Here is a 22760-nt window from a genome sequence, read left to right on the forward strand (position 1 = left end):
ATTTATTCCATTTCAATACGTTCAACGATAATTTCTTTATTTAGAAAAACTGCTGCCGTATCCGAAAATTTGTCAGGATTCTCGGTTGTATAATATTTTGTTTGCCCATTCTTTGTACATACGCTATCCATCTCTACATGACGTTCTAAGTAATCTTTGAGGCTTTGGGCTACATATTCTCCTTGCGAAATGATTTTTACATGATTCGGAATATATTGGCGTATTTTATCGAGCAGAAGAGGGTAGTGGGTACAGCCAAGAATAAGTGTATCAATCAGCGGATCCTTATCAAATAAGCTATCCAAGCTTTCATTAATAAAGAAATCGGCACCTTGACTATCAAATTTTTTGTTCTCAACAAGAGGAACCCACATTGGACAAGCTTCGCCAGTCACTTGAATATCTGGATGAAGTTTTTTTATTTCTATAGGATATGATCCAGACTGGATTGTTCCTACTGTCCCAACTATACCGACATGACGTGATTTTGTAATATTACCTACAATTTCTGCTGTTGGTCTGATAACTCCCAAAACGCGTTTGTCTGGATTTATAGTTGGCAAATCTAATTGCTGTATACTTCTAAGTGCTTTAGCTGATGCAGTGTTACATGCTAGAATAACCAGATTGCAACCCATATCGAATAAAGTCTCAACTGATTGTTTGGTAAACTGGTAAACTATTTCAAATGAACGAGGACCATATGGGGCACGAGAATTATCACCCAAATAGCAGAAATCGTATTGAGGTAATAGTTTTTGTATCTCGGATAAGATTGTTAGTCCACCATATCCTGAATCAAATACGCCGATTGGTCCCGGTTTTAACATATACAGTCTATTTAATATGAAAAATGCTTCCCATAAAGATAAGAAGCATTTTGTTTTTATTTTAGTTATTCGAGTCCTATTTTATCCCTAACTTTCTCTTAACAAGAGGTGTAATATCTACTGCATCGGGAGTAACGAATATGATTGATGGGTTTGCCATATCATATACACAGATATATCCTTGTTCTACACCTACTTGATAAACAGCATCTTTTAATTTTTGTCTCAGTGGAACTAACATCTCAGCTTCCTGAGCCTCAACATCTTCTTTTGCAACTTTCATAAAGTTATTGATGTTGCGTTCCAGCTCGTATAATTCTTGCATACGTCTCAGACGAATATTTTCCCCCATTGATGATTGGTATGAGATGAAATCTGAATACTTTTTATTGTAATCATTCTGCATCACTTCAAGCTCAGCTTTATACTTATCATTCAATTCGTTCAAAGACTCACTCGCTTTTATTCGCTCAGGCATAACAGCAAATATTTCATTCGAATTGACAAATGCAATTTGATTTGAAGTTTGAGCCGATATATGATTTGAGAAGAATAAAGGTACTATTACGAGTAAAACAAGAAAAAACTTCTTCATAACGCTGTTTTTTATTTTACTATTTGAGTGTTGGGATTCTTTGTCCAAAAGAAAATTCAATTAATAGTTGCGTTTTGCGGTGGTAGTGGTTAGATACCACCGACTATCAAGGATATAAGACTTGGTTACAACTATCAATTGGTATTTCTTTCTGTGACAAATATACGAATAAATTTTTAACTTTTAAAGTTTTTTCTTCACTTCTATTTCTTCGAACGCTTCAACAAGGTCACCGACTTTAATATCGTTGTATTTATCGATGTTCAAACCACATTCGTAACCCGAAGAAACTTCTTTAACATCGTCTTTGAAACGTTTCAGAGATCCTAATGTTCCTGTATATACAACGATTCCGTCGCGAATGATTCGAACTTTATTGTTACGTTTGATTTTACCTTCTTTGACGATACATCCAGCAATTGTTCCAACTTTCGTAATTTTGAATATCTCACGAATTTCAGCTGTTCCAACAAATTCTTCCTTAATTTCTGGAGACAACATACCTTCCATCGCAGCCTTCACTTCATCTATCGCATCATATATGATAGAGTATTGGCGGATATCTACTCCTTCTTGCTCAGCCGCACGGCGTGCCGCTTGAGAAGGACGCACTTGGAATCCTATAATAATTGCATCTGATGCTGCTGCTAATGTGATATCCGATTCAGAGATTTGTCCAACGGCTTTATGGATTACATTAACTTGGATTTCTGGAGTTGAAAGGTTGATTAACGAGTCAGAAAGTGCTTCTACAGATCCGTCCACATCTCCTTTGACAATTACATTCAATTGTTGGAAGTTGCCGATCGCAATACGACGACCTATGTCATCAAGTGTAAGCAGTTTTTGAGTACGTAGTCCTTGTTCACGTTGCAATTGCTCACGTTTATTGGTGATTTCTCTTGCTTCTTGCTCTGTCTCTAGCGCGTTAAAAATATCACCTGCTTGCGGAGCACCATTTAATCCTAGAATTAATGCTGGTGCTGATGGTGCAGCTTCTTCTATAGGTTGGTTACGCTCGTTAAACATCGCTTTGATACGACCAAAATGAGTTCCTGCAATTACAATATCACCTTTTCTTAAAGTTCCGGACTCAACCAATACTGTTGATACATATCCGCGACCTTTGTCTAGTGATGATTCAATCACAGAACCACTGGCACGACGATTTGGATTAGCTTTCAATTCAAGAAGATCTGCTTCTAGTAATACTTTTTCAAGTAATTCATCTACACCAATACCTTTTTTAGCAGAGATATCTTGAGACTGATATTTACCACCCCATTCTTCAACAAGATAATTCATCGCAGCTAGCGATTCTTTAATCTTATCCGGATTAGCTGCCGGTTTATCAATCTTATTGATAGCAAAAACAATAGGAACACCTGCTGCAGAAGCATGGTTTATTGCTTCAATTGTTTGAGGCATGACACTATCGTCCGCAGCAACTATAATGATAGCAATATCTGTTACTTTCGCTCCACGAGCACGCATCGCCGTAAAGGCTTCGTGACCTGGAGTATCCAGGAATGTAATTCTGCGTCCTGATTTCAGCTTAACATTGTAAGCTCCAATGTGTTGAGTGATACCTCCAGCTTCACCTGCAATAACATTTGTTTGGCGGATGGTATCAAGTAATGAAGTTTTACCATGGTCAACGTGTCCCATTACAGTAACGATTGGTGCACGTGGCTCTAGATCTTCTTCATTATCCTCCTCTTCATTAATTGCCTCAATAACTTCGGCACTTACATATTCTGTTTTAAATCCGAATTCTTCGGCTACGATATTTATTGTTTCAGCATCAAGACGTTGATTGATAGAAACCATTAGTCCGATACTCATACATGTTGCTATGACTTTAGTAACAGGTACATCCATCATATTGGCAAGGTCGTTTGCCGTAACGAACTCAGTTATTTTAAGTGTTCTGTCTTCAACTGCTTGTTGTGCCAGTTCTTCTTGCTGACGTTGAGATACTAACTCGCGTTTTTCTTTACGATATTTAGCACCTTTATTTTTTGCACCTTTAGTCGTCAAACGAGCTAAAGTTTCTTTTATTTGTTTTTGAACTTCTTCGTCACTAACACCAGCCTTTACTATTGGTTTGCGATGTCTGTCTCTGTTGTCATTATGAGCACCAGCAGGACGTTTAGTTACAGAGTTTGGTGGAACATTCCCGCCTTTTTCTATATCAACTTTTCCTCTTTTGATGCGATTGCGTTTCTTCTTAGCAGCATCGTCTGAGTCGTTACTCTGAGTTTTTCGGTTTTCATCAACCGATTCTTTTTTCAGAAGACGTACGTTGTTATCTTTCTGCTTTTTAGCATCTTGATTTTCCTTATCAAGACGTTCTTTTTTCTTTTCGGCTTTTGTCTTTTTGGCAGGTCGAGTTTTATCATTTATCGAGCTTAAGTCGATTGTACCTTTTACGACAATGTTTGAAGCTAACTTCGGTTTGTTCAACCTAAATACGTCTTCGCCTTCTTCGATAGTTTCTGTCTTATTTTCTATTTTATTCGTCATTTGAGGAGCTTCAACTTTTTCTTGGACCACTTCAGGAGCAACTACTTTAGGTGTTGCTTCTATAATAGGTGCTTTTTCTTCAACTTTTTCCTCTTTTACTACCTCTTTTTCAATAGGTTTTTGAACTTCTTGTACAACTTCGACTTTCTCTTCTTCAGCTGCTGGCTGCACAACCTTCTTAGGTTTATTCAGAGCATCTAAATCTATTTTGTCTATTACTTGAAGGCGAGGTTTTATTTCTTCAGGTACTTCTGTTTTTATTTCTTTTTCTTCAACTTCAATCTTTTTTGCTTCAGCTTCAGCTTCTTTACGTGCTACTTCAGCAGCTTTTGCAGCCTCGGCTTCTTTTTTGCGGTTTATCAATGCTTGAACATCTTGGTCTTTACCAAATTCTTTTACAAGCATTTCGTAGTTCTTTTGATCGATTTTTGTATTAGGATTCGATTCCACTTCAACACCTTTACTGTGTAGAAATTCAACTAATGTGTTGATTCCTACATTCAAATCTTTTGATATTTTGATTAATCTTATAGACATATATTTCTTTTAATTCTAAAAAAATCGAACATTATACTGAAAAACCTCTGCAAGCAAGGCAAAAGTATTAAGAAATCACAGAATTACCAAATCATAGGCTTTCCCTTTATCTTAATTTTCATCTTCAAATTCGGCTTTCAATATAGCTAAAATTTCATCTGCTGTATCTTCTTCCAAATCTGCATCGTTAATAAGTTGCTCACGGCTGAGTGCTAAAACATTTTTAGCTGTCATGCAACCAATTCGTTTCAATTGTTCGATAACCCATTCGTCAATTTCATCACGGAATTCATCAAGATAGATATCTTCTTCGTCGAAGTCTTCTACATCACGATATACGTCAATTGTATATCCGGTAAGCATACTTGCCAATTTGATGTTTAAGCCGCCTTTACCGATAGCCAATGATACTTCTTCTGGACGAAGTAAAACTTCAGCACGTTTTTCTTCTTCGTTAATCTTAACAGAAGTGATCTTCGCCGGACTAAGTGCACGTTGGATGTACAGGTTAGTATTCGGAGTATAGTTGATGATATCAATATTCTCGTTACGTAGTTCTCTGACAATACCATGTATACGTGATCCTTTCATCCCAACACAAGCACCAACTGGATCAATACGATCATCGTATGATTCAACCGCTACTTTAGCTCTTTCTCCAGGAATACGTGCGATTTTCTTAATTGTTATCAAACCATCATTTATCTCAGGAACTTCTAGTTCAAGCAATCTTTCAAGGAATACTGGTGAAGTTCTTGATAAGATAATTTTAGGATTGTTATTTTTATTTTCTACTCGTTCAACTACGGCACGAACATGTTCACCTTTACGGAAAAAGTCTGAAGGGATTTGCTCGGTTTTAGGAAGTAGAAGTTCTTCTTTTTCATCATCAAGAAGAAGGATTTCTTTTTTCCATATTTGATAAACTTCACCAGAAACAATTTCTCCAACTTTGTCATTATAACGAACATAAAGGCCTTCTTTCTGAAGTTCAAGAATTTTAGAAGTCAAAGTTTGGCGTAATGTTAAGATCGCACGACGACCAAAGTCTTCGAAAAATACTTCATCTGTAACATCTTCACCTACTTCGAATGAGTCGTCGATCTTTTTTGCATCACTCAGCGAAATTTGAGTGTTTGGATCTTCAAGTTCCTCGTCGTTTACTATAATTCTGTTGCGCCAAATTTCAAGGTCGCCTTTATCAGGGTTGATGATAACATCATAATTATCATTAGACCCGAACATTTTAGCAATAACGTTACGGAAAGATTCTTCGAGGACGCTAATCATAGTCATCCTATCTATATTTTTCAGCTCTTTAAATTCTGAAAATGTATCAATCAAACTGATAACTTCTTTCTTTGCCATAGTTTTTATTTAAAACTTATTATGTATTTAGTATATTTTACGTCATTATACCCGAAAGTCAAATCTTCTTCAACTTCTATTTTACGCTTTGCACCTTCAGGTTTTTCCATTTTAGTGATAGTTATTACAAACTGATTGTCGTCGCACGCCTTAAGTATTCCTTTAAGTTTGATACCTTTCTTTGTAAGGACTTCAACTTCATTACCAATATTTTTTTGGTATTGTCTTAATACTTTGAATGGTGTAGTGATACCAGATGAACCTACTTCAAGTTCGAAATCTTCTTCATCTCTGTTTAGCTGAGATTCGATTTTTTTGCTCAGAGCAATACAATCATCAATTGATATGCCTTCTTCACTATCAATCTCCACTACAATTATGTTTGAAGGTCGAATTTGTACGTCAACCAGAAACATAGAATCATTGTCTATATTTTCTTCAACAATCTGTTGTATAAAGTCTTTTTCTATCATTATTTGTTTTTGGAATGAAAAAGAGGAAGCCAATGCCTCCTCTTTCCCTTTATTCGTTTGCAAATATAGTATATTTTTGTTCTTTTTCCAAATTTATTTTATATAGGATTATTTTTTATAGAAATAATTCTTCTTTTGAAGAGCTTCTCTGATGACTTTTGTATCCAAAGCACTTCTTGGAAGTGTATTTAATTTTGGATCGGTTATTTCCAAAGATCCAATATGATTGGTGTTAGTAATAATATTATCCATGATGAATCCAAAATTGACAACGCTACCTACTACATGAGGATATCTGCTACTAGTGCTGTATATATCGTAGCCCATACTATAGTCTGATATTGGATTTTCTACGCCTAAGAACTGGTGTACAATAGATGCAGATACATCATAATGTGTCGTCATATGCGAATATGTTTTGTTTCCTTCTATTGATGGATAGTAGAATATAAAAGGTACTTTTAGTTGCCATTCAGTAAAATTGCTCCCATGTCCCCAGAAATTTTTCTTATTCTCATTAAATTCCTGACCGTGATCGCTAGTTATTATTATGATTGTTTTATCGAGCATATCTTTATTTTCAAGCTCTGTCAACACTCGTCCTATTAGATGGTCGATATGGTATACGCAATTTTTGTATAAATTGAAAAATGGTGTGCGATCGATGTCATTATTGAGAGCCATGTAGTCAGGATGCTCCCATGATGGAGTAAATTTTGTTCTGTAATTTTCAGGAATTGATATAGCATGTGCTAAATCATAAAAAATGAAAGAGAAAAAAGGTTTGTCGTTTTTTTGTTCAGCTATGAAGTCAATAGCCATTTCTGTTATCCTTTCATCTCTGTCAAAAGGAGTTGCTCCTTCTGTTTTCGTATTGATATCTTTCACGTGCCTGAAAAACATTTCATGAAATGGTGGCATGGTGAAATTTGCACTCGGAAAAGCTTGGATATTGTATTGTCGTTCTATTAACTGATCCACTAATATCGGGGTTGTATTACTGATGCCAAACTCTTTTTCATACGTCAATGATGCACCATAGAATAAACCAAACAAACCACCTCTAGTTCCATAACTTGAGCTATAGTGGTTATTGAAGTAATGACCTTTCTTCGAAAAATTGTATATATTAGGAGTAACTATACTATCGAATGTCGATGGATTCCATGAGTCGATAAGCAAATAAACAATGTTGTATTCGGGTATCGAATCTTCCAATTTTAAATCAGTTAGGGGATAAAGTACGTCGGTGTTATTCTTTTTGTTAATATCATCTAGATCATCATCCTGTGTTTTGATTCCGATTTTAGTCAATAATCTATTCATCGTCAATGGAAAAAATAAAGGTATGACTGTTGCTGATTTCTGAATAGAAGCTTTATTGACAGCCGCTGCTATAGCATGCGTGACATGTCCATTTACAAGACATACTAATAGGAATACAGTTGCTGTAAGCACACCTTTCTTTCTTATTCTTGTATAAAATTTTGATGCAATTTTATTAGCTACCAAATATGGAACCACAGCCGTAATAAATACGAGAAAAATGAATCTGAAATATAGCCAAAAATCAAAAACAAAAACTTCACTACCAGCCCCCAATATCAATTCGAGTACAAAACCATTGATATGAAAACGATATATACTGAATACTAAGCCATCTAAGATTATGAATATCTGTAGTAATATGGCCATAGCAATAAATATAGCTCGTGCAGACTTATTTAGTTTTAGTATTGTTACATTTAGGATATAAATCAAGTAAATTGCAAATGCTAGCATAGCTGATTGACCCACTATGGCAAGGATAAAGTATATCCATGCATCGACATCCATATAATTGTTTATATCGCTGCGTATTAAGTTTATAAAAAGAACAATAGATGTTATTATAGTGGTTAGTATAAACAAAGTAAAGCCATATTTGAGCTTTTCTCTCATACTCTTTGGACTACTCTTCATAATATTGTAATGTGTAGGTGTAATAATTAGGTCTTTTTTAAAATCGCGAGCAAAGATATAATATAAAATATAGATAAAGAAATGATATAAAAGAAAGTATCTATTTTATAAATATAAAATAGACACTTATATACGTTGTAGCACAAAGGAGAACTTTTACGATAGCAATATAGGCGTATTAATCAATAGATATTCTGATCGCGGCTAACTGTTTGAACTCCTTCTACTTTTGATATTTTGTTTCCTATTAACTTCAAGTCCTCTATATTGTGAACATCAAGAACGATTTTACCTTCGAATATTCCATCGTTACTATTGAAGTATATTGTTTTTATATTCAGTGATGCTGAAAATATTATATTTGATATTTCAGAGAAAATGCCAATCCGATCGATACCCGTTACTGTTATTGTAGACGAAAACGGGGCATTGGTTGCTTCTCCCCACTGAAGGTTAACAATCTTATCACCATAGCTTGCTTTTAATTTAAGCCCTATAGGACAATTAATGCCATGGACATCGATTATATTATCATTATTAATATACCCAAATACTTTATCTCCAGGTATTGGATTACAGCAAGTTGCAATTCTAAAGTTTTTCTTAAATGCATCGTCTTGTAGGGTATATGTCTTTTTCTTGTCGATTTTTTTAGTAACGTCCAAAGTGTCGGAAGATGCGCTGTTATCAGGCTTTTTCATTACTTGAAAGGCTTGTTTCATATACTTCATAAGCCCTGAAGAATTCTGTTTGCGCATAGCTAGAAGCTTCTCTATTCGGTGAGGAAGATCTATATTATGATTTCCAATTGCAAAATAAAGTTCTTCTTTATCTTTCATCTTGTAGTAGTCTACAATCTGATTCATTCGCTCGGGAGTTAGTTCAATTTGAGAGCCTTTCATACTCTCGTTCAGCATTTCTTCTCCTAATTTTATCTTTTCTCTGCGTTTTCTACGAAGAGCATATTCAATTTTTGTTTTAGCTTTGGCTGTCGAAGCAATGCTTAACCATTCTTCACTAGGTGTTTGTGTTTTAGATGTAAGTATTTCTACTTGATCTCCGCTTTTTAGTTTGTAATTTATAGGAACCAATCGATGATTGACTTTTGCTCCTATACAACTATCACCAATATCTGAGTGTAGATCATATGCAAAATCTAGAGCGGTAGCCCCTTGTGCAAGAGTGCGAATTTCTCCTTTTGGTGTAAAAACAAATATTTCTTGAGAATATAAATTTAATTTTATTGTGTCAAGGAAGTCTAGCGCATTTGGACTCGGACTTTCAAGTATCTCTTTAATTGTTTTTATCCACTTGTCCAGTTCGTTATCTTCTTCTATCTTACCTTCCTTATATTTCCAATGTGCAGCAAAGCCCTTTTCAGCAATATCGTCCATTCGTTGGCTCCTGATCTGAATTTCTATCCATTGCCCATCAGGCCCCATTACAGTAAGATGTAATGCTTGATATCCATTGGCTTTTGGGCGGCTTACCCAATCTCGAATTCTATCTGGTCTTAATTTATAGATGTCTGTAATGACAGAATAGATATCCCAACATCGTTTTTTTTCGTCTATACCAGGTTCGCTTTCAAAAATTATACGAACGGCAAATATATCATATATTTCTTCGAATGGAATATTTTTCTTTTGCATCTTATTCCAAACCGAATAAACCGATTTTTCTCGGGCTTTGATTTCGTATTTGAACCCTAAGGTATCTAATTTCTCTATGACAGGTTTCGCAAAGTGAGAGTATATATTCTGACGTTCTTGGCTTGTTGTTGCAAGTTTTTCTGTTATCTCCTTGTATGTTTCTGGATTTTCCCATTTAAAACTTAATTCCTCTAATTCAGTTTTTATCGCGAATAAGCCTAATCGGTGAGCTAGGGGAGCATAGATATACATTGTTTCGCCTGCAATTTTATATTGCTTGGCAGGAGTCATAGAACCTAGAGTTCGCATATTATGCAATCTGTCTGCAATTTTCACAAGTATGACACGTATATCATCAGACATTGTAAGCAGCAGTTTACGAAAGTTCTCTGCTTGTGCCGATACGTTATCTTGGTCTCCAAACATACCTTGCGATATTTTTGTCAGACCAACTACTATTCGTGTAATCTTGTCTCCAAAAAGTGCGCGAATATCTTCTTCTGTATATTCGGTGTCTTCAATCACATCATGCAGTAGGGCTGCACATATTGAAGTAGATCCGAGACCTATTTCGCCGCAAACGATACGTGCTACTGCAAGCGGATGCATAATGTAGGGCTCTCCTGAGCGTCGACGAGCACCTTTGTGAGCCTCTTTAGCTAATTGGAACGCACGCGTAATTATTTCCACCTTGCGACGATGGTTACTATTTAGGTAATCATTGATAAGAGCGTTAAACTCATTATCGATCATTATATCTTCTTCACTTTTAATGTTCTTATCACTCATAGTCTTGATGGCAAAGCTGAGTAAGCAAAAATAATAAAAAAAACTATAATAAAAATTATACTTGTATCAAGTTATATATTTAAGCTCTTTTACTTTTTGGGTAAATAAATAACCAGCCTTTGACCTGCTTTTGCAATAGGTGATTTTAATTTATTCCATGCAATGATACTTTCTTGAGTAACATGGTACTTAGCAGCTATTTTTGTTAATGTTTCTCCTATTCTAACCTTATGATATACAGTCCTATCATTAATTTCCTGAATCCGAATTTCATTTTCACTTTGTTCTGATCCATCCAGAGTTATTCGTGGAAAATAAGATATGCTATTTATCTCGTTTTTGTCAATGTATTCATCTACTATAGATGATAGGTACTCTCTGTCAATTTCTAATACAGATATTTCAGGCTCAACAACACGTAGCGTGTCTACTATTTCTACATAGTGCACTTTTTTTATAACCAAATTACGTCCAGCAATAAGATTATTACCCGATATGTTATTCCAGTTCTTTATATCGGAGGTAGATACATTATTCTTTTTAGCTATTTTAGCCAATGTATCACCTTTTTTTATCTTGTAATATGTATTTTTAGTCTCAGTTTTTTGACTTTTTACAATTTGAACTAATCCATTACTAGTTTGTACAACTGTAGGTTCTTCTTTTGTGATTATTGGTTCTTTTTCTTTTTCTACTTTTTTTACTGCCAGAGATGGATTTGATACCCTTAGTGATCTACCAACACTGATGTTGTTAGATCTCAGACCATTCCATTGTTTTATCTGATTGACTGTTACTCCATATCGTCTGGCGAGACTGCCTAATGTGTCGCCTCTTTTTACTTTATGAATACGGCTAGTACCTCCGCTCGATCCACCCTGTACAACATCAACACCAGCTGTTCTTCTATGAGTTAGTAACTCGTTTGCTCTGTGATTAAAGATTGTGTCTTGTTTATCTATAAATGCTGTAGCTTTAGTTAGAGGCAGATTCAATGTGTATGGTTTGTTTAATCCTGGGACTATATCGGTTTTAAACTGAGGGTTATATTGGCGTATATCTTCAATTGGAATATTTAGAATATCTGAAACTTGTTGAAAATGAAGATTTTTATTTACTACTAATGTATCCATTAGTATTGGCATCTCTGGTTCTCCCGGACAGATGCCATGTTTGTCATAATAGCTCATAACATAAGTTGCTGCAATGAATATCGGAACATAACCTCTTGTCTCGCGAGGAAGAAACGGATAGATAGTCCAATAATCAGTCATACCACCACTACGACGTATAGCCTTATTTACATTTCCTGGGCCACAATTATAGGCCGCAATAACTAAATTCCAATCATTATAAATATCATATAATGCTTTTAGATAGCGAACTGCAGCTACAGTTGATTTTTCAGGGTCACTACGTTCGTCTACTAAGCTGTTTACTTCAAGATTATACATGCGTCCGGTGGGAAGCATAAATTGCCAAAGACCTGTTGCACCTACACGAGACCTTGCTTTCGGATTGAGCGCTGATTCTATGACAGGTAGGTATTTTAGCTCAATAGGAAGATTTTCTTTGTCTAATTCTTGCTCGAACAATGAAAAATAATATTGGCCTTTGCTGAGTAATGAACTTACTAGCAGTGGCTTTTTGAGATACATTTCGATATATTTTCTTACCAAGGGGTTGTAAGAAAGTTCCATCTTTGAAGGTAGCGAGTAGAGTCTATTAATGAATATAGAATCGTGTGTATTCAATAGCTGATCGCCCGAACTGACACAGTTTGAGTTCCCATATATTTTTTTCTGGGTCATTTTTAACAGCAAATCATCATAATTTTTCTCGATGCTTGCCGGAAATTGAGTAGTATTTTTTATATCAGATTCTATCTGCGAAAGTTGTGGGTATGCACAAAATCCGATTAATAGAGACGCTGATATTAATATAATTCGTTTAAACATATTAATAAGTATTTTAATTCATTCGTTATGAGGCGAAGAATTGTAAAGTTTACTAGTTGTATACTAAAAAACTATTCTAAACTGGACACCAACTGTTGTGCCCGAAATAGAATTTGGTGTCCATACCATAGGAGCTACGGTCATCGACAGATCTTCCGACATATCGAAGTCGAAAAGTTGAGCATCTACATACGCATCAATCATGCATAGTACATAAAGGCCAGCCCCTACAATGATAGAAAGATCGCGGTATCGGCGATAAAAATCTCTTTTACGTTTCAATAAATCTTGATAACGCTGTCTTTCTTGAGGGTTAAATTGAATGTCGTTACTTGCATTAGGAAGAAAGTCTTTCCAACTATCTCCTTTACCCAATGCTAAATCACTAAATGCATCTGCGTAATCGCTATAATATCGTCCATTCCATGTGAAAGCATATACTACGCCCAAAAAACCTCCATAAACAATTGGAAGTTTCCAGTATTTGCGATTGTATGCTTGGCCTAATCCCGGAAAGATAGCTGAATATATAACTGCTTTTGTCGGATTAGGTTTGAACTCAGGTTTTATGAGGTTGTATGGATTAATTTCTTCTTTTATTTCCAGTTTAGGTAGGCTATCTCTGCTTATCGAATCTATTAATATTATATATTCTTTGTCAGTAGAATTTTCTATAGTAATATCAAAATCTTTAGCTTGCAGGCCTATGTGTAGACTTCCAAACAGTAACAACAAGCAAATTAATAAATTCTTTTTCATGTTTTGATATTACAGACAATAACCTATTTTTTTAATTGATCAAATATTGAAATAATGCGTTCCAGTTCTTCTTCAGATTTAAACGGTATCGAAATTTTTCCTTTACCTGTATCGTTGCAGCTAAGTTGAACTTTTGTTCCGAAGTATTTTGATAAATGATTTTTCAATAAATTGAATTCTTCAGGCGTTGCTTTTCTAACTCCTGCTTTCTTTACATTTTCAACAGCTTTTTCCTCAGAAATAAGGTTTTCTAACTTTTCTCCCTTATTGATAGCACGTACATATTCTTCAACTTTCCGTACCGACAATCCTTCTTCAAGAATTAGTTCATATAGCTCTAATTGTGCCGCAGCATCTTCTAAAGTGACTAATGTGCGAGCGTGAGCCATGTCTATTTTCTTATCTCTGATACCCATCTGTATCTCAGCTGGTAATTTTAACAAACGTAGATAGTTTGCAATAGTCGTACGTTTTTTACCAACTCTTTCACTTAGTTTCTCCTGGGTAATATGATATGTTTCAATTAAATTTTGATATGCTAATGCAATCTCAATTGAGTTTAGATCCTCCCGTTGGATATTCTCAATCAAAGCCATTTCCATCACGGTTTCATCTTCAGCAGTCCTTACGTATGCAGGAATGCTAGATAACCCAGCAAGCTGAGATGCACGAAAACGTCTTTCTCCAGCGATGATCTGATAAGAATCCTCTGTAATCTTACGCAATGTAATAGGCTGTATTACTCCGATTTGACGAATAGAAGTAGCAAGTTCAGTCAAAGCTTCTTCGTCGAAAACATGACGAGGTTGGTCTGGGTTAGCCGAAATTTTATCTAGTTCTATTTCATTGATAGATGATGAACCCTCGGTTTTTACCTCTTCAACGTGTATCAATGCGTCAAGTCCTCTTCCTAGTACAGGTTTTTTAGCCATTTCGTATTACGTGTTATTTAGATTGAGACAACAAAGTTAAGAATTTTTCTCGATAAGTTCTTTTGCTAATTGCATATGGTTTATCGCTCCACGCGAAGCAGCATCATAAACTATGACAGGTTGGGCAAAACTTTGCGATTCACTAAGTTTTACATTACGCTGTATTACAGTTTCAAACACTAAATCTTGAAAGTGATTTTTCACTTCTTCGTATATTTGATTTGCCAAGCGCAAACGTGAATCATACATTGTAAGCAGAAATCCTTCTATTTCCAGATTAGGGTTCAGTTTAGATTTTATAATCTTTATTGTATTTAATAACTTGCTGATTCCTTCTAATGCAAAATATTCGCATTGTACGGGTATGATAATCGAATCTGCAGCAGTCAAAGCATTTACTGTAATAAGTCCTAATGAGGGTGAGCAGTCAATAAGGATGAAATCGTAGCTGTCACGTAATGAGTGTAACACACTTGACATTCTTTTTTCACGACTTTCCATATTGAGCATTTCCAATTCTGCTCCGACAAGATTAATATGCGATGGGAGAACACTCAGATGATCAAATTCAGTAGGAATAATTGCTGCTTTAGGGTCAGATGATCCGATCAGACATTCGTATATTGTACTTTTCACATTGCGTATATCAATGCCAAGCCCGGAAGAAGCATTAGCTTGGGGGTCGGCATCTATCACTAATACTTTTTTTTCGAGAGTAGCTAGTGAAGCCGCTAAATTTATAGTTGTGGTTGTTTTACCTACACCACCTTTTTGATTTGCTAGTGCAATAATTTTTCCCATATATTAATAACTCTGTTTTTTCGATTGGCAAATTAAGGAATAAAAAATAGGATATTGTCTTATTTTTTGTGAAACTATGTACTGATTGTTGATAAATAATTTAAAATGTTAATAATCTCATAAGCGAAAAAGGATGAAATAGCTATATTTCAGAGATATGTATGGTAATAGTTTGCTTAGTTTGTAATGATTTTAGCAAGTCCTTCTACCCAGCAATCGTCACTATTGAGGCAAGGGATGAATATGAAACTTTCACCTCCATGCTTCATAAATATTTCACGCGCATGAATATGTATATCGTATATTGTTTCTAGATTATCTGAGGAGAATCCAGGAGAAGTTATTATTATTCGTTTTTTTCCATTCAAAGCAGCCTCTTTCACTACTTCGTCAAGGCTCGGTTGTATCCATTTTTTTCCCATCGCCGACGAAAATACTATTTGCCCTTTATTTAAGGGAATATTAAGTTTCTTACTTACAAGCAATACTGTTTCTTTGGCCTGATACACATAGTCAAACTCACGACCTTTTTTCCACCCCTTTTCTATATGAGTAAGTGGTAGACTGTGAAAGTTGAACAAAAACAGATCATGGTCTTCGACAAGGAAAGGCCTTATCTTATCGGATAGTGCTTCTATATATCCTTCATGAGAATAGTAAGGACGTGTGAATGTTATTCTATAAGGATAAGGTTTCTCCATAAATATGCGTCCAACTTCATCTGCTGCAGTCTGCCAAGAAGATTCAGCATAGTGCGGAAACATTGGAACTACTACCACTTCGTGTATATTACCATATTTGCAAAAATCTTGAAGTGCCATTTCTATGTTTGGCTCTTCGTAACGCATGGCTATTTTTACCGGTTTCTCTATTTTATTTTCAAGTTTTGAGGCTAGTTGCTCCATATGGTAGACTAGGGGAGAGGCATCGTGTTCATCATCCCAAATTAAAGAATATTTTTTAGTAGAGCTAAATTGCCTTAATGGTAAGATAACCCCGTCAACTAATATGGGACGAAACCAATCTGGTACAGTCATAACCATGGGATCGGATAGCATTGCTCGTACAAATGCTTTTACATCTTTCCTACTTTTTGTTTGAGGGCTTCCTACGTTTACTAATAATATTCCTTGCATATAGATAAAATTGTTCAGACTTGTAAAAATACAAAAACTACATCTCTCAAACATCGAAGATGTAGTTTTTGTTTAATAAATAAGTTTTATGATGGATTAAGAATCCCTAAACGTAAGTTTCTAATAATAAAACATTATCATTAGGCTTAATTAATACGTCTTCTGTATCAGCCGGAATCAAAATTGACTCACCTTGTTTTACTTGGATCACGTTTCCTTTATTATCTTCAATCTGACAAGCCCCTCCCATACAAATATATATAACAAATGAGTCTGTATCTTTATATGAACGAGCGGTGTTTCTACCTAATTCCAATAGATTAGTCGTGAAATATTGGCATGACTCTAATTCTACAGATTCGTTTTTAATTGGAGTGTAGTCAGTGCGGTAGTCGTCCTGAAGCGTATAGTCTATAGCGTCTTTTGCCAATTCGGTATGCAGCTCACGCGGTTTCCCATCTACACCCAATCGATTGTAATCATAGATGCGATAAGTGATATTCGATGTTTGTTGTATTTCGGCAACAAATGTACCAGCGCCTATTGCATGAACACGACCCGCTGGTAGAAAGAATACATCGCCTTTTTTGACTTCATATTTTTTTAGATAGTCCATGAAGTTGTTCTCCTCTATACTCTTGATATAGGTTTCGGGCGTCATTTGTTTGGCAAATCCTGAATATAATGTTGCACCTTCACTTGCGTTTACGACATACCACATTTCTGTTTTTCCAAACGAATTATGTCTTTCTTTTGCTAGTTTGTCATCGGGATGAACCTGTATTGATAGATCGTCGCGAGCATCAATGAACTTGATTAGTAGAGGAAAAGTAGTTCCGAATTTTTCAAATACCGAATTACCTACTAATTTACCTTGGTATAAGGTGATTAATTCATCTAAGGTTTTACCTTTTAACTCACCATTAGCAACTACAGAAACATTGCCTTCTACACCCGATATTTCCCAGCTTTCGCCAATTCCTTTTTGCTCAGGTTGTATTCCTTTAAACTTACATATTTCGTTACCGCCCCAAATAATTGATTTTAGGATTGGTTCAAATTTTATTGGATATAATTTCATTTTAATATTTCAATTGTTTTAATTCAACTTTAAGAATGTCTCAATGTATATGCAAAAAGAATCTTTTTTAGTCTCATTACAAAATAGATCTAAATTATTTTGATTTTCTTAACACAAAAGCAGATCTAGCAGGTATATAAAGATTCAACCAGCCTTTCTTATCTTTTTTATAAAGTTCATCATATTGGGTTCTGTGAATAATACTGTCATCAGACAGACCATTTCCTCCAAATTCCATACTGTCAGTATTCAGAACGACTTGATATTCTCCCTCAGGAGTTATGATACCATAGTCAGTATAGGATTTGTTAGGACTGAAATTGAAGACAAATATCAATTCTCCACGCATATATGCCAGAACCTGATCTTCATCTTTATCCCAAAGGCGTATTACTGGTGTTGCTTCAAACTTTTTCTCACTTTTGATAAGGCTTAGCATCGCTTTGTCAAAATCGCCTAGCCAGTGATATTTCAAATTCTGATCATCAGCCAAGTGCCATTGTCTGCGAGCGTAATGATATGACCAGTTATTGCCTTCGCGAGGAAAATCTACCCATTCCGGATGACCAAATTCATTACCCATAAAGTTTAAATATCCTCCATTTATAGTACTGACAGTAGCTAGACGAATCATTTTATGAAGTGCTATTCCTCGATCGGTAGAAAACGAACTGTCAAATAGTTTTGACATGTGCCAATACATATCAGCATCTATCAGGCGGAATATGATTGTTTTGTCTCCTACTAGAGCCTGGTCGTGACTTTCGGCATATGAAATTGTCTTTTCATCTTCACGCCTATTGGTCAATTCCCAGAATATGGCAGTCGGATGCCATTCTTCATCTTTCTTTTCTTTGATTATCTTAATCCAATAATCAGGAATATTCATTGCCATACGATAGTCAAATCCGTAGCCTCCATCTTTGAACTTAGAAGCCAAGCCTGGCATACCGCTCACTTCTTCGGCTATAGTTATGGCTTTCGAATTTACTTCGTGAATTAATTTGTTGGCTAATGTCAGATAGCAGATAGCATCGGGATCTTCGTTTCCATTGAAATAATCTTCATAGCTTGCAAAAGTGTCTCCAATGCCATGGCTGTAATATAACATTGATGTTACTCCGTCGAAGCGGAAACCATCAAATTTGTATTCGTCGAGCCAAAATTTGCAGTTAGATAAAAGAAAATGAAGAACTTCATCCTTTCCGTAGTCGAAACATAATGAATCCCATTGCTTATGTTCGCGACGCTCTCCACTATGAAAATATAGATCGTAAGAGCCATCAAATCGGCCTAAACCTTCTACTTCATTTTTTACTGCATGTGAATGGACTATGTCCATAATAACGGCCATTCCCATTGCATGCGCATCATCAATCAGGTGCTTTAATTCATCTGGTGTGCCAAAGCGTGATGAAGCTGCAAAGAAACTTGATACATGATATCCGAACGATCCATAATATGGATGTTCTTGTATAGCCATTATTTGAATAGCATTGTATCCATCTTCTTTTATTCGAGGTAGGACATTTAGTCTGAATTCTTCGTAAGTACCAACGCGACTCTCTTCAGTAGCCATGCCAATATGGCATTCATAAATGAGTAAAGGGTCAATAGTCGGTTTGAATGTTTTCTTTTTAAACTTATATGGTTTTTCTGGATCCCAAACTTGCGCTGAAAATAGATAAGTTTGAGCATCTTGTACTACACGCGTTGCCCAAGCTGGGATTCTTTCAGCTTCGTTACCATCCCAACACATCCATAATTTAAATAAATCGCCATGCTTGATCGCTTTCAAGGGAACTTCAATTTCCCATTGGCCATTCGATATGCGATTTAACTTAAACTCTTCCAACAGCTTCCAGTCTGTGAAATCTCCAATCAGATATATTTCTGTTGCATTGGGTGCCCATTCGCGGAAAATCCAGCTTTTAGCAGTCTTATGCAAACCAAAGTATTGGTATCCAGATGCAAATTCTGAAAGAGATAGTGCACCATTGCCCGTCAATTGTTTTTCACGGTGTCCAACATAGTTGTACCTTCCTTCTATAGCCTTTGCGTAAGGCTTTAACCAAGGGTCGTTTTTTATTAGTTTAAGCATAAGTTATCGAAGTGTTAATGATGGTAATTTAGAGAATCTGTTTTATATTTTTACCTTAACAATGATTTTTAAAATATTTCCTTCTCCAACACATGGAGCGTGTCCATCTTCAGGAAAGAAAATAAGAAAATCACCGGGTTTGATAGTGATATAACTATTTGGCGTATCGTTGAAAAACTGAATATCTATCTCGTTATTGAATGGAGCAGCTTCTGATTTTAGATTAGCTCGGCTTGACCATCCAAAAGTTTCTTCTTTGCTTACTGGTAATTGAATATCAATATACGAATTGTGAACTTCAAGCTTTGCTGCTTCTTTCGATTTCAGAGTTGAATCATTTACACTGACAAATAGGTTATCACCATCGAGTATTGTTTTTCCAACTTCCAGTTTAGAAAAGTCAAGTGTTTTGATATATTCAAATGCTTTTTTAAATAAAGGGTTCATTTGCTCATACGGAGCAGTGTTTTTAAGACTATCAATTATCATATTGTAATTTTTATATATAAATTATTCGTAATCTGAGGGTGCAATATTTATTTGAAACATATATTCTCCTTTAATATTGCTGTAAATATATTTGAACCCAACATTTTCTTTTTGATATAGTGCCGCTGTAGGTTGCTTTTTCAAATTCTCAATCATCAACGATTTTGATGATTTGATGAAATTAGAAGAATCTATCCCTGAAAAAGTTAAGCGGTAATGGTATTGTATAACTCTGTCAGAAACAAGTTTACAACTGTCGAAATATACATTGTCATTCAATTTTCTGGGACAACGTGCATTTTCGGTAGCAACCTCTTTTTCTAGCATTGTTTCTACTTTATTGCTATTCTGACAATTAAAGAAAATTGTACAGCAGACAATTAATAATATAGCAGAAAGAAAGTGGTATCTCATTTTAATTGTTATTGTTGAATCGCTTTTATTATACAAGTTTACTAAATTTTATTTGATTAGCTACCATGAAAAAAATGTTTTGTGCACTGGAACTATTTTTAGCCTAATAGAGTCAATTATTTTATTTATTTTTGTATTTAATGGGGTTCGTAAATCTAATTTTATATATAAATTAATCAATTAGTTAACATGAAAAAAATTCTTTTTTTATTAAGTTTTGCAATTATGCTGTACTCTTGTAACGACAAGAAGGCATCATCAAATCCGTTTTTCGCGGAGTTTGATACTGAATATGGATTGCCTCCTTTCGATAAAATTAAAGTTGAGCACTACATGCCTGCTTTCGAAGAAGGTATGAAACAAGAAAGTGCTGAAGTTGATGCCATTGTAAATAATACAGAAGCACCAACATTCGAAAATACAATTGTAGCTTTAGAACAATCAGGCAAAATGCTTAAGCGAGTATCGTCTGTATTCTTTGCGATTAGTGGAGCTAATTCTGACAGTATCATTAGTGGAATAGAGAAAAATATTTCACCAATATTGACAGAACATAGCGATAATATTAATTTGAATGCAAAATTGTTCGAAAGAATAAAAGTAATCTATGAAGATACTACGCGCACAGATTACACAACAGAACAAAAGAAACTAATTGAGAAATATTATAAAAACTATGTTCGTTCAGGTATTCTTTTAGATGCTGATAAACAAGAGCGTTTACGTGCAATTAATAAAGAATTGAGTGAATTGAGTACTGCATTCGGTCAAAACCTGTTAGCTGACACAGATAAGTTTGAGCTTGTTATCGAAAAACAAGAAGACTTGGCAGGATTACCTGCAGATGTTGTAGCTGCTGCTGCCAGCGTTGCTTCTAAAAAAGGACTTGAAGGAAAATGGATATTTACGACTAATAAACCAAGTTGGGAGCCTTTCTTGAAATTCGCAGACAACCGTGAACTACGTGAAAAACTATATCGTGGAATGTTCGACCGTTGTAATAATGGAAATGAAAACGATAATAATGCTATCGTTGAAAAACTTGTTAAGTTAAGAATTGAAAAGGCAAACTTGTTAGGTTATAATACATTTGCTGATTACGTTCTAGAAGATAGAATGGCAAAAACTCCAGATAATGTAATGGGATTCTTAAACAATATTTGGGAATATGCATTACCTCAAGCTAAAAAAGAAGCTGCAGAATTGACAGTTCTTGCTAAAAAAGAAACTAATAATGGAAGTTTCAAATTAGAATCTTGGGACTGGTGGTACTATGCAGAAAAACTTCGTAAAGAGAAATACGATTTGAACGAAGAAGAATTGAAGCCATATTTCGAATGTGAGAATGTAAGAGATGGTTTGTTTGATGTAGTAAATAAGCTTTATGGATTAACATTCAAACGTTTAGAAAATGCACCTATATATCAAGAGGACGTACAAGTGTATTCTGTAATTGATGCAGATGGATCTTTGATCGGAACAATCTACATGGACTTCTACGCACGTAGCGGTGCTAAGCGTAATGGGGCATGGATGGGTAGCTTCCAAAAACAAGATGTAGATGCAAATGGAAACTTTGTTCATCCAATTATATATAATGTAGAAAACTTCCCTGCTCCAGTAGGAGATCAACCGTCATTATTGACTCTTGATCAAGTAGAAACGATGTTCCACGAATTCGGACACGCTTTACATGGTTTGTTGTCTAAATGTAACTACTATTCACTTTCAGGAACTGCTGTTAATCGCGATTTCGTTGAGCTTCCTTCTCAAGTTATGGAACATTGGTCAACAGAACCTCAAGTGTTGAAACAATATGCTAAGCATTATCAAACGGGTGAAGTTATTCCTGATGCATTGATCGAAAAAATGCAAAAAGCTGGAACTTTCAATCAAGGATTTGTTACAACAGAACTTGTTGCTGCTGCAATTCTTGATATGAAATGGCACACTCTGAAATCTACAGATCTTGCTATGTTTACAAAAGAAGGTGATGGTAAATTAGATGTTCAGAAATTCGAAAAAGATGCAATGAACAATATCGGACTAATCTCTGAAATTATACCAAGATACCGTACTACATACTTCAGCCATATCTTCAGTGGTGGTTATTCTGCTGGATATTACAGCTACCTTTGGTCGGAGGTATTGGATGCCGATGCATACGAAGCATTTGTTGAAGCAGGTGATATTTTTGATCAGAAAACAGCAAAATTATTCCGTGAAAATGTATTGTCGAAAGGTGGAAGCGATGATCCGATGACATTGTACAAAAACTTCAGAGGAGCAGAACCTAACCCTAAATATTTATTGAAAAACAGAGGTTTTGTAAAATAATCATTTTACATTATCTTTGC

The 22760-nt window shown here is 35.3% G+C and carries 17 protein-coding genes; 1 reads left to right on the top strand and 16 read right to left on the bottom strand.

The window, feature by feature from the left end; genetic code table 11:
* Positions 1-2: 2 nt before the first annotated feature.
* From murI to C1A06_RS05570, 16 genes are all read right to left on the bottom strand, one after another.
* Positions 3-830: a glutamate racemase gene (gene murI / locus C1A06_RS05495; RefSeq protein WP_101689238.1), complete on the bottom strand. Its 828-nt coding sequence runs from the start codon at positions 828-830 to the stop codon at positions 3-5.
* A 76-nt stretch (positions 831-906) separates the two neighbouring features.
* Positions 907-1425 carry an OmpH/Skp family outer membrane protein gene (locus tag C1A06_RS05500; RefSeq protein ID WP_101689239.1) on the bottom strand — a complete coding sequence of 173 codons (519 nt, stop codon included), beginning with the start codon at positions 1423-1425 and terminating at the stop codon, positions 907-909.
* A gap of 183 nt (positions 1426-1608) precedes the next feature.
* Entirely contained in the window at positions 1609-4488 is a 2880-nt protein-coding gene (gene infB / locus C1A06_RS05505) for a translation initiation factor IF-2 (RefSeq protein ID WP_101689240.1), read from the bottom strand.
* A gap of 111 nt (positions 4489-4599) precedes the next feature.
* The gene (nusA, locus tag C1A06_RS05510; protein ID WP_101689241.1) at positions 4600-5856 is read right to left on the bottom strand and encodes a transcription termination factor NusA; all 1257 of its coding nucleotides are present in this window, start codon (positions 5854-5856) and stop codon (positions 4600-4602) included.
* Positions 5857-5861: 5 nt separating this feature from the next.
* Positions 5862-6329: a ribosome assembly cofactor RimP gene (gene rimP / locus C1A06_RS05515; protein WP_101689242.1), complete on the bottom strand. Its 468-nt coding sequence runs from the start codon at positions 6327-6329 to the stop codon at positions 5862-5864.
* Positions 6330-6437: 108 nt separating this feature from the next.
* A complete protein-coding gene (locus C1A06_RS05520; protein WP_101689243.1) occupies positions 6438-8291 on the bottom strand; it encodes a sulfatase-like hydrolase/transferase in 1854 nt (617 codons plus the stop codon).
* A 182-nt stretch (positions 8292-8473) separates the two neighbouring features.
* Positions 8474-10732 carry a RelA/SpoT family protein gene (locus tag C1A06_RS05525; protein WP_101689244.1) on the bottom strand — a complete coding sequence of 753 codons (2259 nt, stop codon included), beginning with the start codon at positions 10730-10732 and terminating at the stop codon, positions 8474-8476.
* Positions 10733-10821: 89 nt separating this feature from the next.
* Positions 10822-12690 carry a LysM peptidoglycan-binding domain-containing protein gene (locus C1A06_RS05530; protein WP_101689245.1) on the bottom strand — a complete coding sequence of 623 codons (1869 nt, stop codon included), beginning with the start codon at positions 12688-12690 and terminating at the stop codon, positions 10822-10824.
* A gap of 63 nt (positions 12691-12753) precedes the next feature.
* A complete protein-coding gene (locus tag C1A06_RS05535) occupies positions 12754-13449 on the bottom strand; it encodes a DUF5683 domain-containing protein (RefSeq protein WP_101689246.1) in 696 nt (231 codons plus the stop codon).
* Positions 13450-13472: 23 nt separating this feature from the next.
* A complete protein-coding gene (locus C1A06_RS05540) occupies positions 13473-14381 on the bottom strand; it encodes a ParB/RepB/Spo0J family partition protein (protein WP_101689247.1) in 909 nt (302 codons plus the stop codon).
* A 36-nt stretch (positions 14382-14417) separates the two neighbouring features.
* Positions 14418-15182, bottom strand: coding sequence for a ParA family protein (locus tag C1A06_RS05545; protein ID WP_101689248.1), 765 nt, complete (start codon positions 15180-15182; stop codon positions 14418-14420).
* A gap of 176 nt (positions 15183-15358) precedes the next feature.
* Positions 15359-16318 carry a ferrochelatase gene (hemH, locus tag C1A06_RS05550; protein ID WP_101689249.1) on the bottom strand — a complete coding sequence of 320 codons (960 nt, stop codon included), beginning with the start codon at positions 16316-16318 and terminating at the stop codon, positions 15359-15361.
* Between the two features lie 106 nt (positions 16319-16424).
* Positions 16425-17399 carry a type I phosphomannose isomerase catalytic subunit gene (locus tag C1A06_RS05555; RefSeq protein ID WP_101689250.1) on the bottom strand — a complete coding sequence of 325 codons (975 nt, stop codon included), beginning with the start codon at positions 17397-17399 and terminating at the stop codon, positions 16425-16427.
* Positions 17400-17493: 94 nt separating this feature from the next.
* Entirely contained in the window at positions 17494-19500 is a 2007-nt protein-coding gene (locus tag C1A06_RS05560) for an alpha amylase C-terminal domain-containing protein (RefSeq protein WP_101689251.1), read from the bottom strand.
* A gap of 42 nt (positions 19501-19542) precedes the next feature.
* Entirely contained in the window at positions 19543-19989 is a 447-nt protein-coding gene (locus C1A06_RS05565; protein WP_101689252.1) for a NanQ anomerase/TabA/YiaL family protein, read from the bottom strand.
* Positions 19990-20010: 21 nt separating this feature from the next.
* Entirely contained in the window at positions 20011-20316 is a 306-nt protein-coding gene (locus C1A06_RS05570) for a DUF8479 domain-containing protein (RefSeq protein WP_101689253.1), read from the bottom strand.
* 276 nt (positions 20317-20592) lie between these two features.
* Between C1A06_RS05570 and C1A06_RS05575 the strand changes: the two genes are divergently transcribed.
* Positions 20593-22740 (top strand): M3 family metallopeptidase, encoded by a 2148-nt coding sequence (locus C1A06_RS05575; protein ID WP_101689254.1) that lies wholly within the window; start codon positions 20593-20595, stop codon positions 22738-22740.
* Positions 22741-22760 lie beyond the last annotated feature (20 nt).

Origin of the sequence: Dysgonomonas massiliensis (assembly GCF_900240225.1) — a bacterium.
GTDB lineage: Bacteria > Bacteroidota > Bacteroidia > Bacteroidales > Dysgonomonadaceae > Dysgonomonas > Dysgonomonas massiliensis.

Coding starts and splice junctions, on each gene's coding strand:
- murI (WP_101689238.1), bottom strand. CDS start 830: ATGTTAAAACCGGGACCAATCGGCGTATTTGATTCAGGATATGGTGGA.
- C1A06_RS05500 (WP_101689239.1), bottom strand. CDS start 1,425: ATGAAGAAGTTTTTTCTTGTTTTACTCGTAATAGTACCTTTATTCTTC.
- infB (WP_101689240.1), bottom strand. CDS start 4,488: ATGTCTATAAGATTAATCAAAATATCAAAAGATTTGAATGTAGGAATC.
- nusA (WP_101689241.1), bottom strand. CDS start 5,856: ATGGCAAAGAAAGAAGTTATCAGTTTGATTGATACATTTTCAGAATTT.
- rimP (WP_101689242.1), bottom strand. CDS start 6,329: ATGATAGAAAAAGACTTTATACAACAGATTGTTGAAGAAAATATAGAC.
- C1A06_RS05520 (WP_101689243.1), bottom strand. CDS start 8,291: ATGAAGAGTAGTCCAAAGAGTATGAGAGAAAAGCTCAAATATGGCTTT.
- C1A06_RS05525 (WP_101689244.1), bottom strand. CDS start 10,732: ATGAGTGATAAGAACATTAAAAGTGAAGAAGATATAATGATCGATAAT.
- C1A06_RS05530 (WP_101689245.1), bottom strand. CDS start 12,690: ATGTTTAAACGAATTATATTAATATCAGCGTCTCTATTAATCGGATTT.
- C1A06_RS05535 (WP_101689246.1), bottom strand. CDS start 13,449: ATGAAAAAGAATTTATTAATTTGCTTGTTGTTACTGTTTGGAAGTCTA.
- C1A06_RS05540 (WP_101689247.1), bottom strand. CDS start 14,381: ATGGCTAAAAAACCTGTACTAGGAAGAGGACTTGACGCATTGATACAC.
- C1A06_RS05545 (WP_101689248.1), bottom strand. CDS start 15,182: ATGGGAAAAATTATTGCACTAGCAAATCAAAAAGGTGGTGTAGGTAAA.
- hemH (WP_101689249.1), bottom strand. CDS start 16,318: ATGCAAGGAATATTATTAGTAAACGTAGGAAGCCCTCAAACAAAAAGT.
- C1A06_RS05555 (WP_101689250.1), bottom strand. CDS start 17,399: ATGAAATTATATCCAATAAAATTTGAACCAATCCTAAAATCAATTATT.
- C1A06_RS05560 (WP_101689251.1), bottom strand. CDS start 19,500: ATGCTTAAACTAATAAAAAACGACCCTTGGTTAAAGCCTTACGCAAAG.
- C1A06_RS05565 (WP_101689252.1), bottom strand. CDS start 19,989: ATGATAATTGATAGTCTTAAAAACACTGCTCCGTATGAGCAAATGAAC.
- C1A06_RS05570 (WP_101689253.1), bottom strand. CDS start 20,316: ATGCTAGAAAAAGAGGTTGCTACCGAAAATGCACGTTGTCCCAGAAAA.
- C1A06_RS05575 (WP_101689254.1), top strand. CDS start 20,593: ATGAAAAAAATTCTTTTTTTATTAAGTTTTGCAATTATGCTGTACTCT.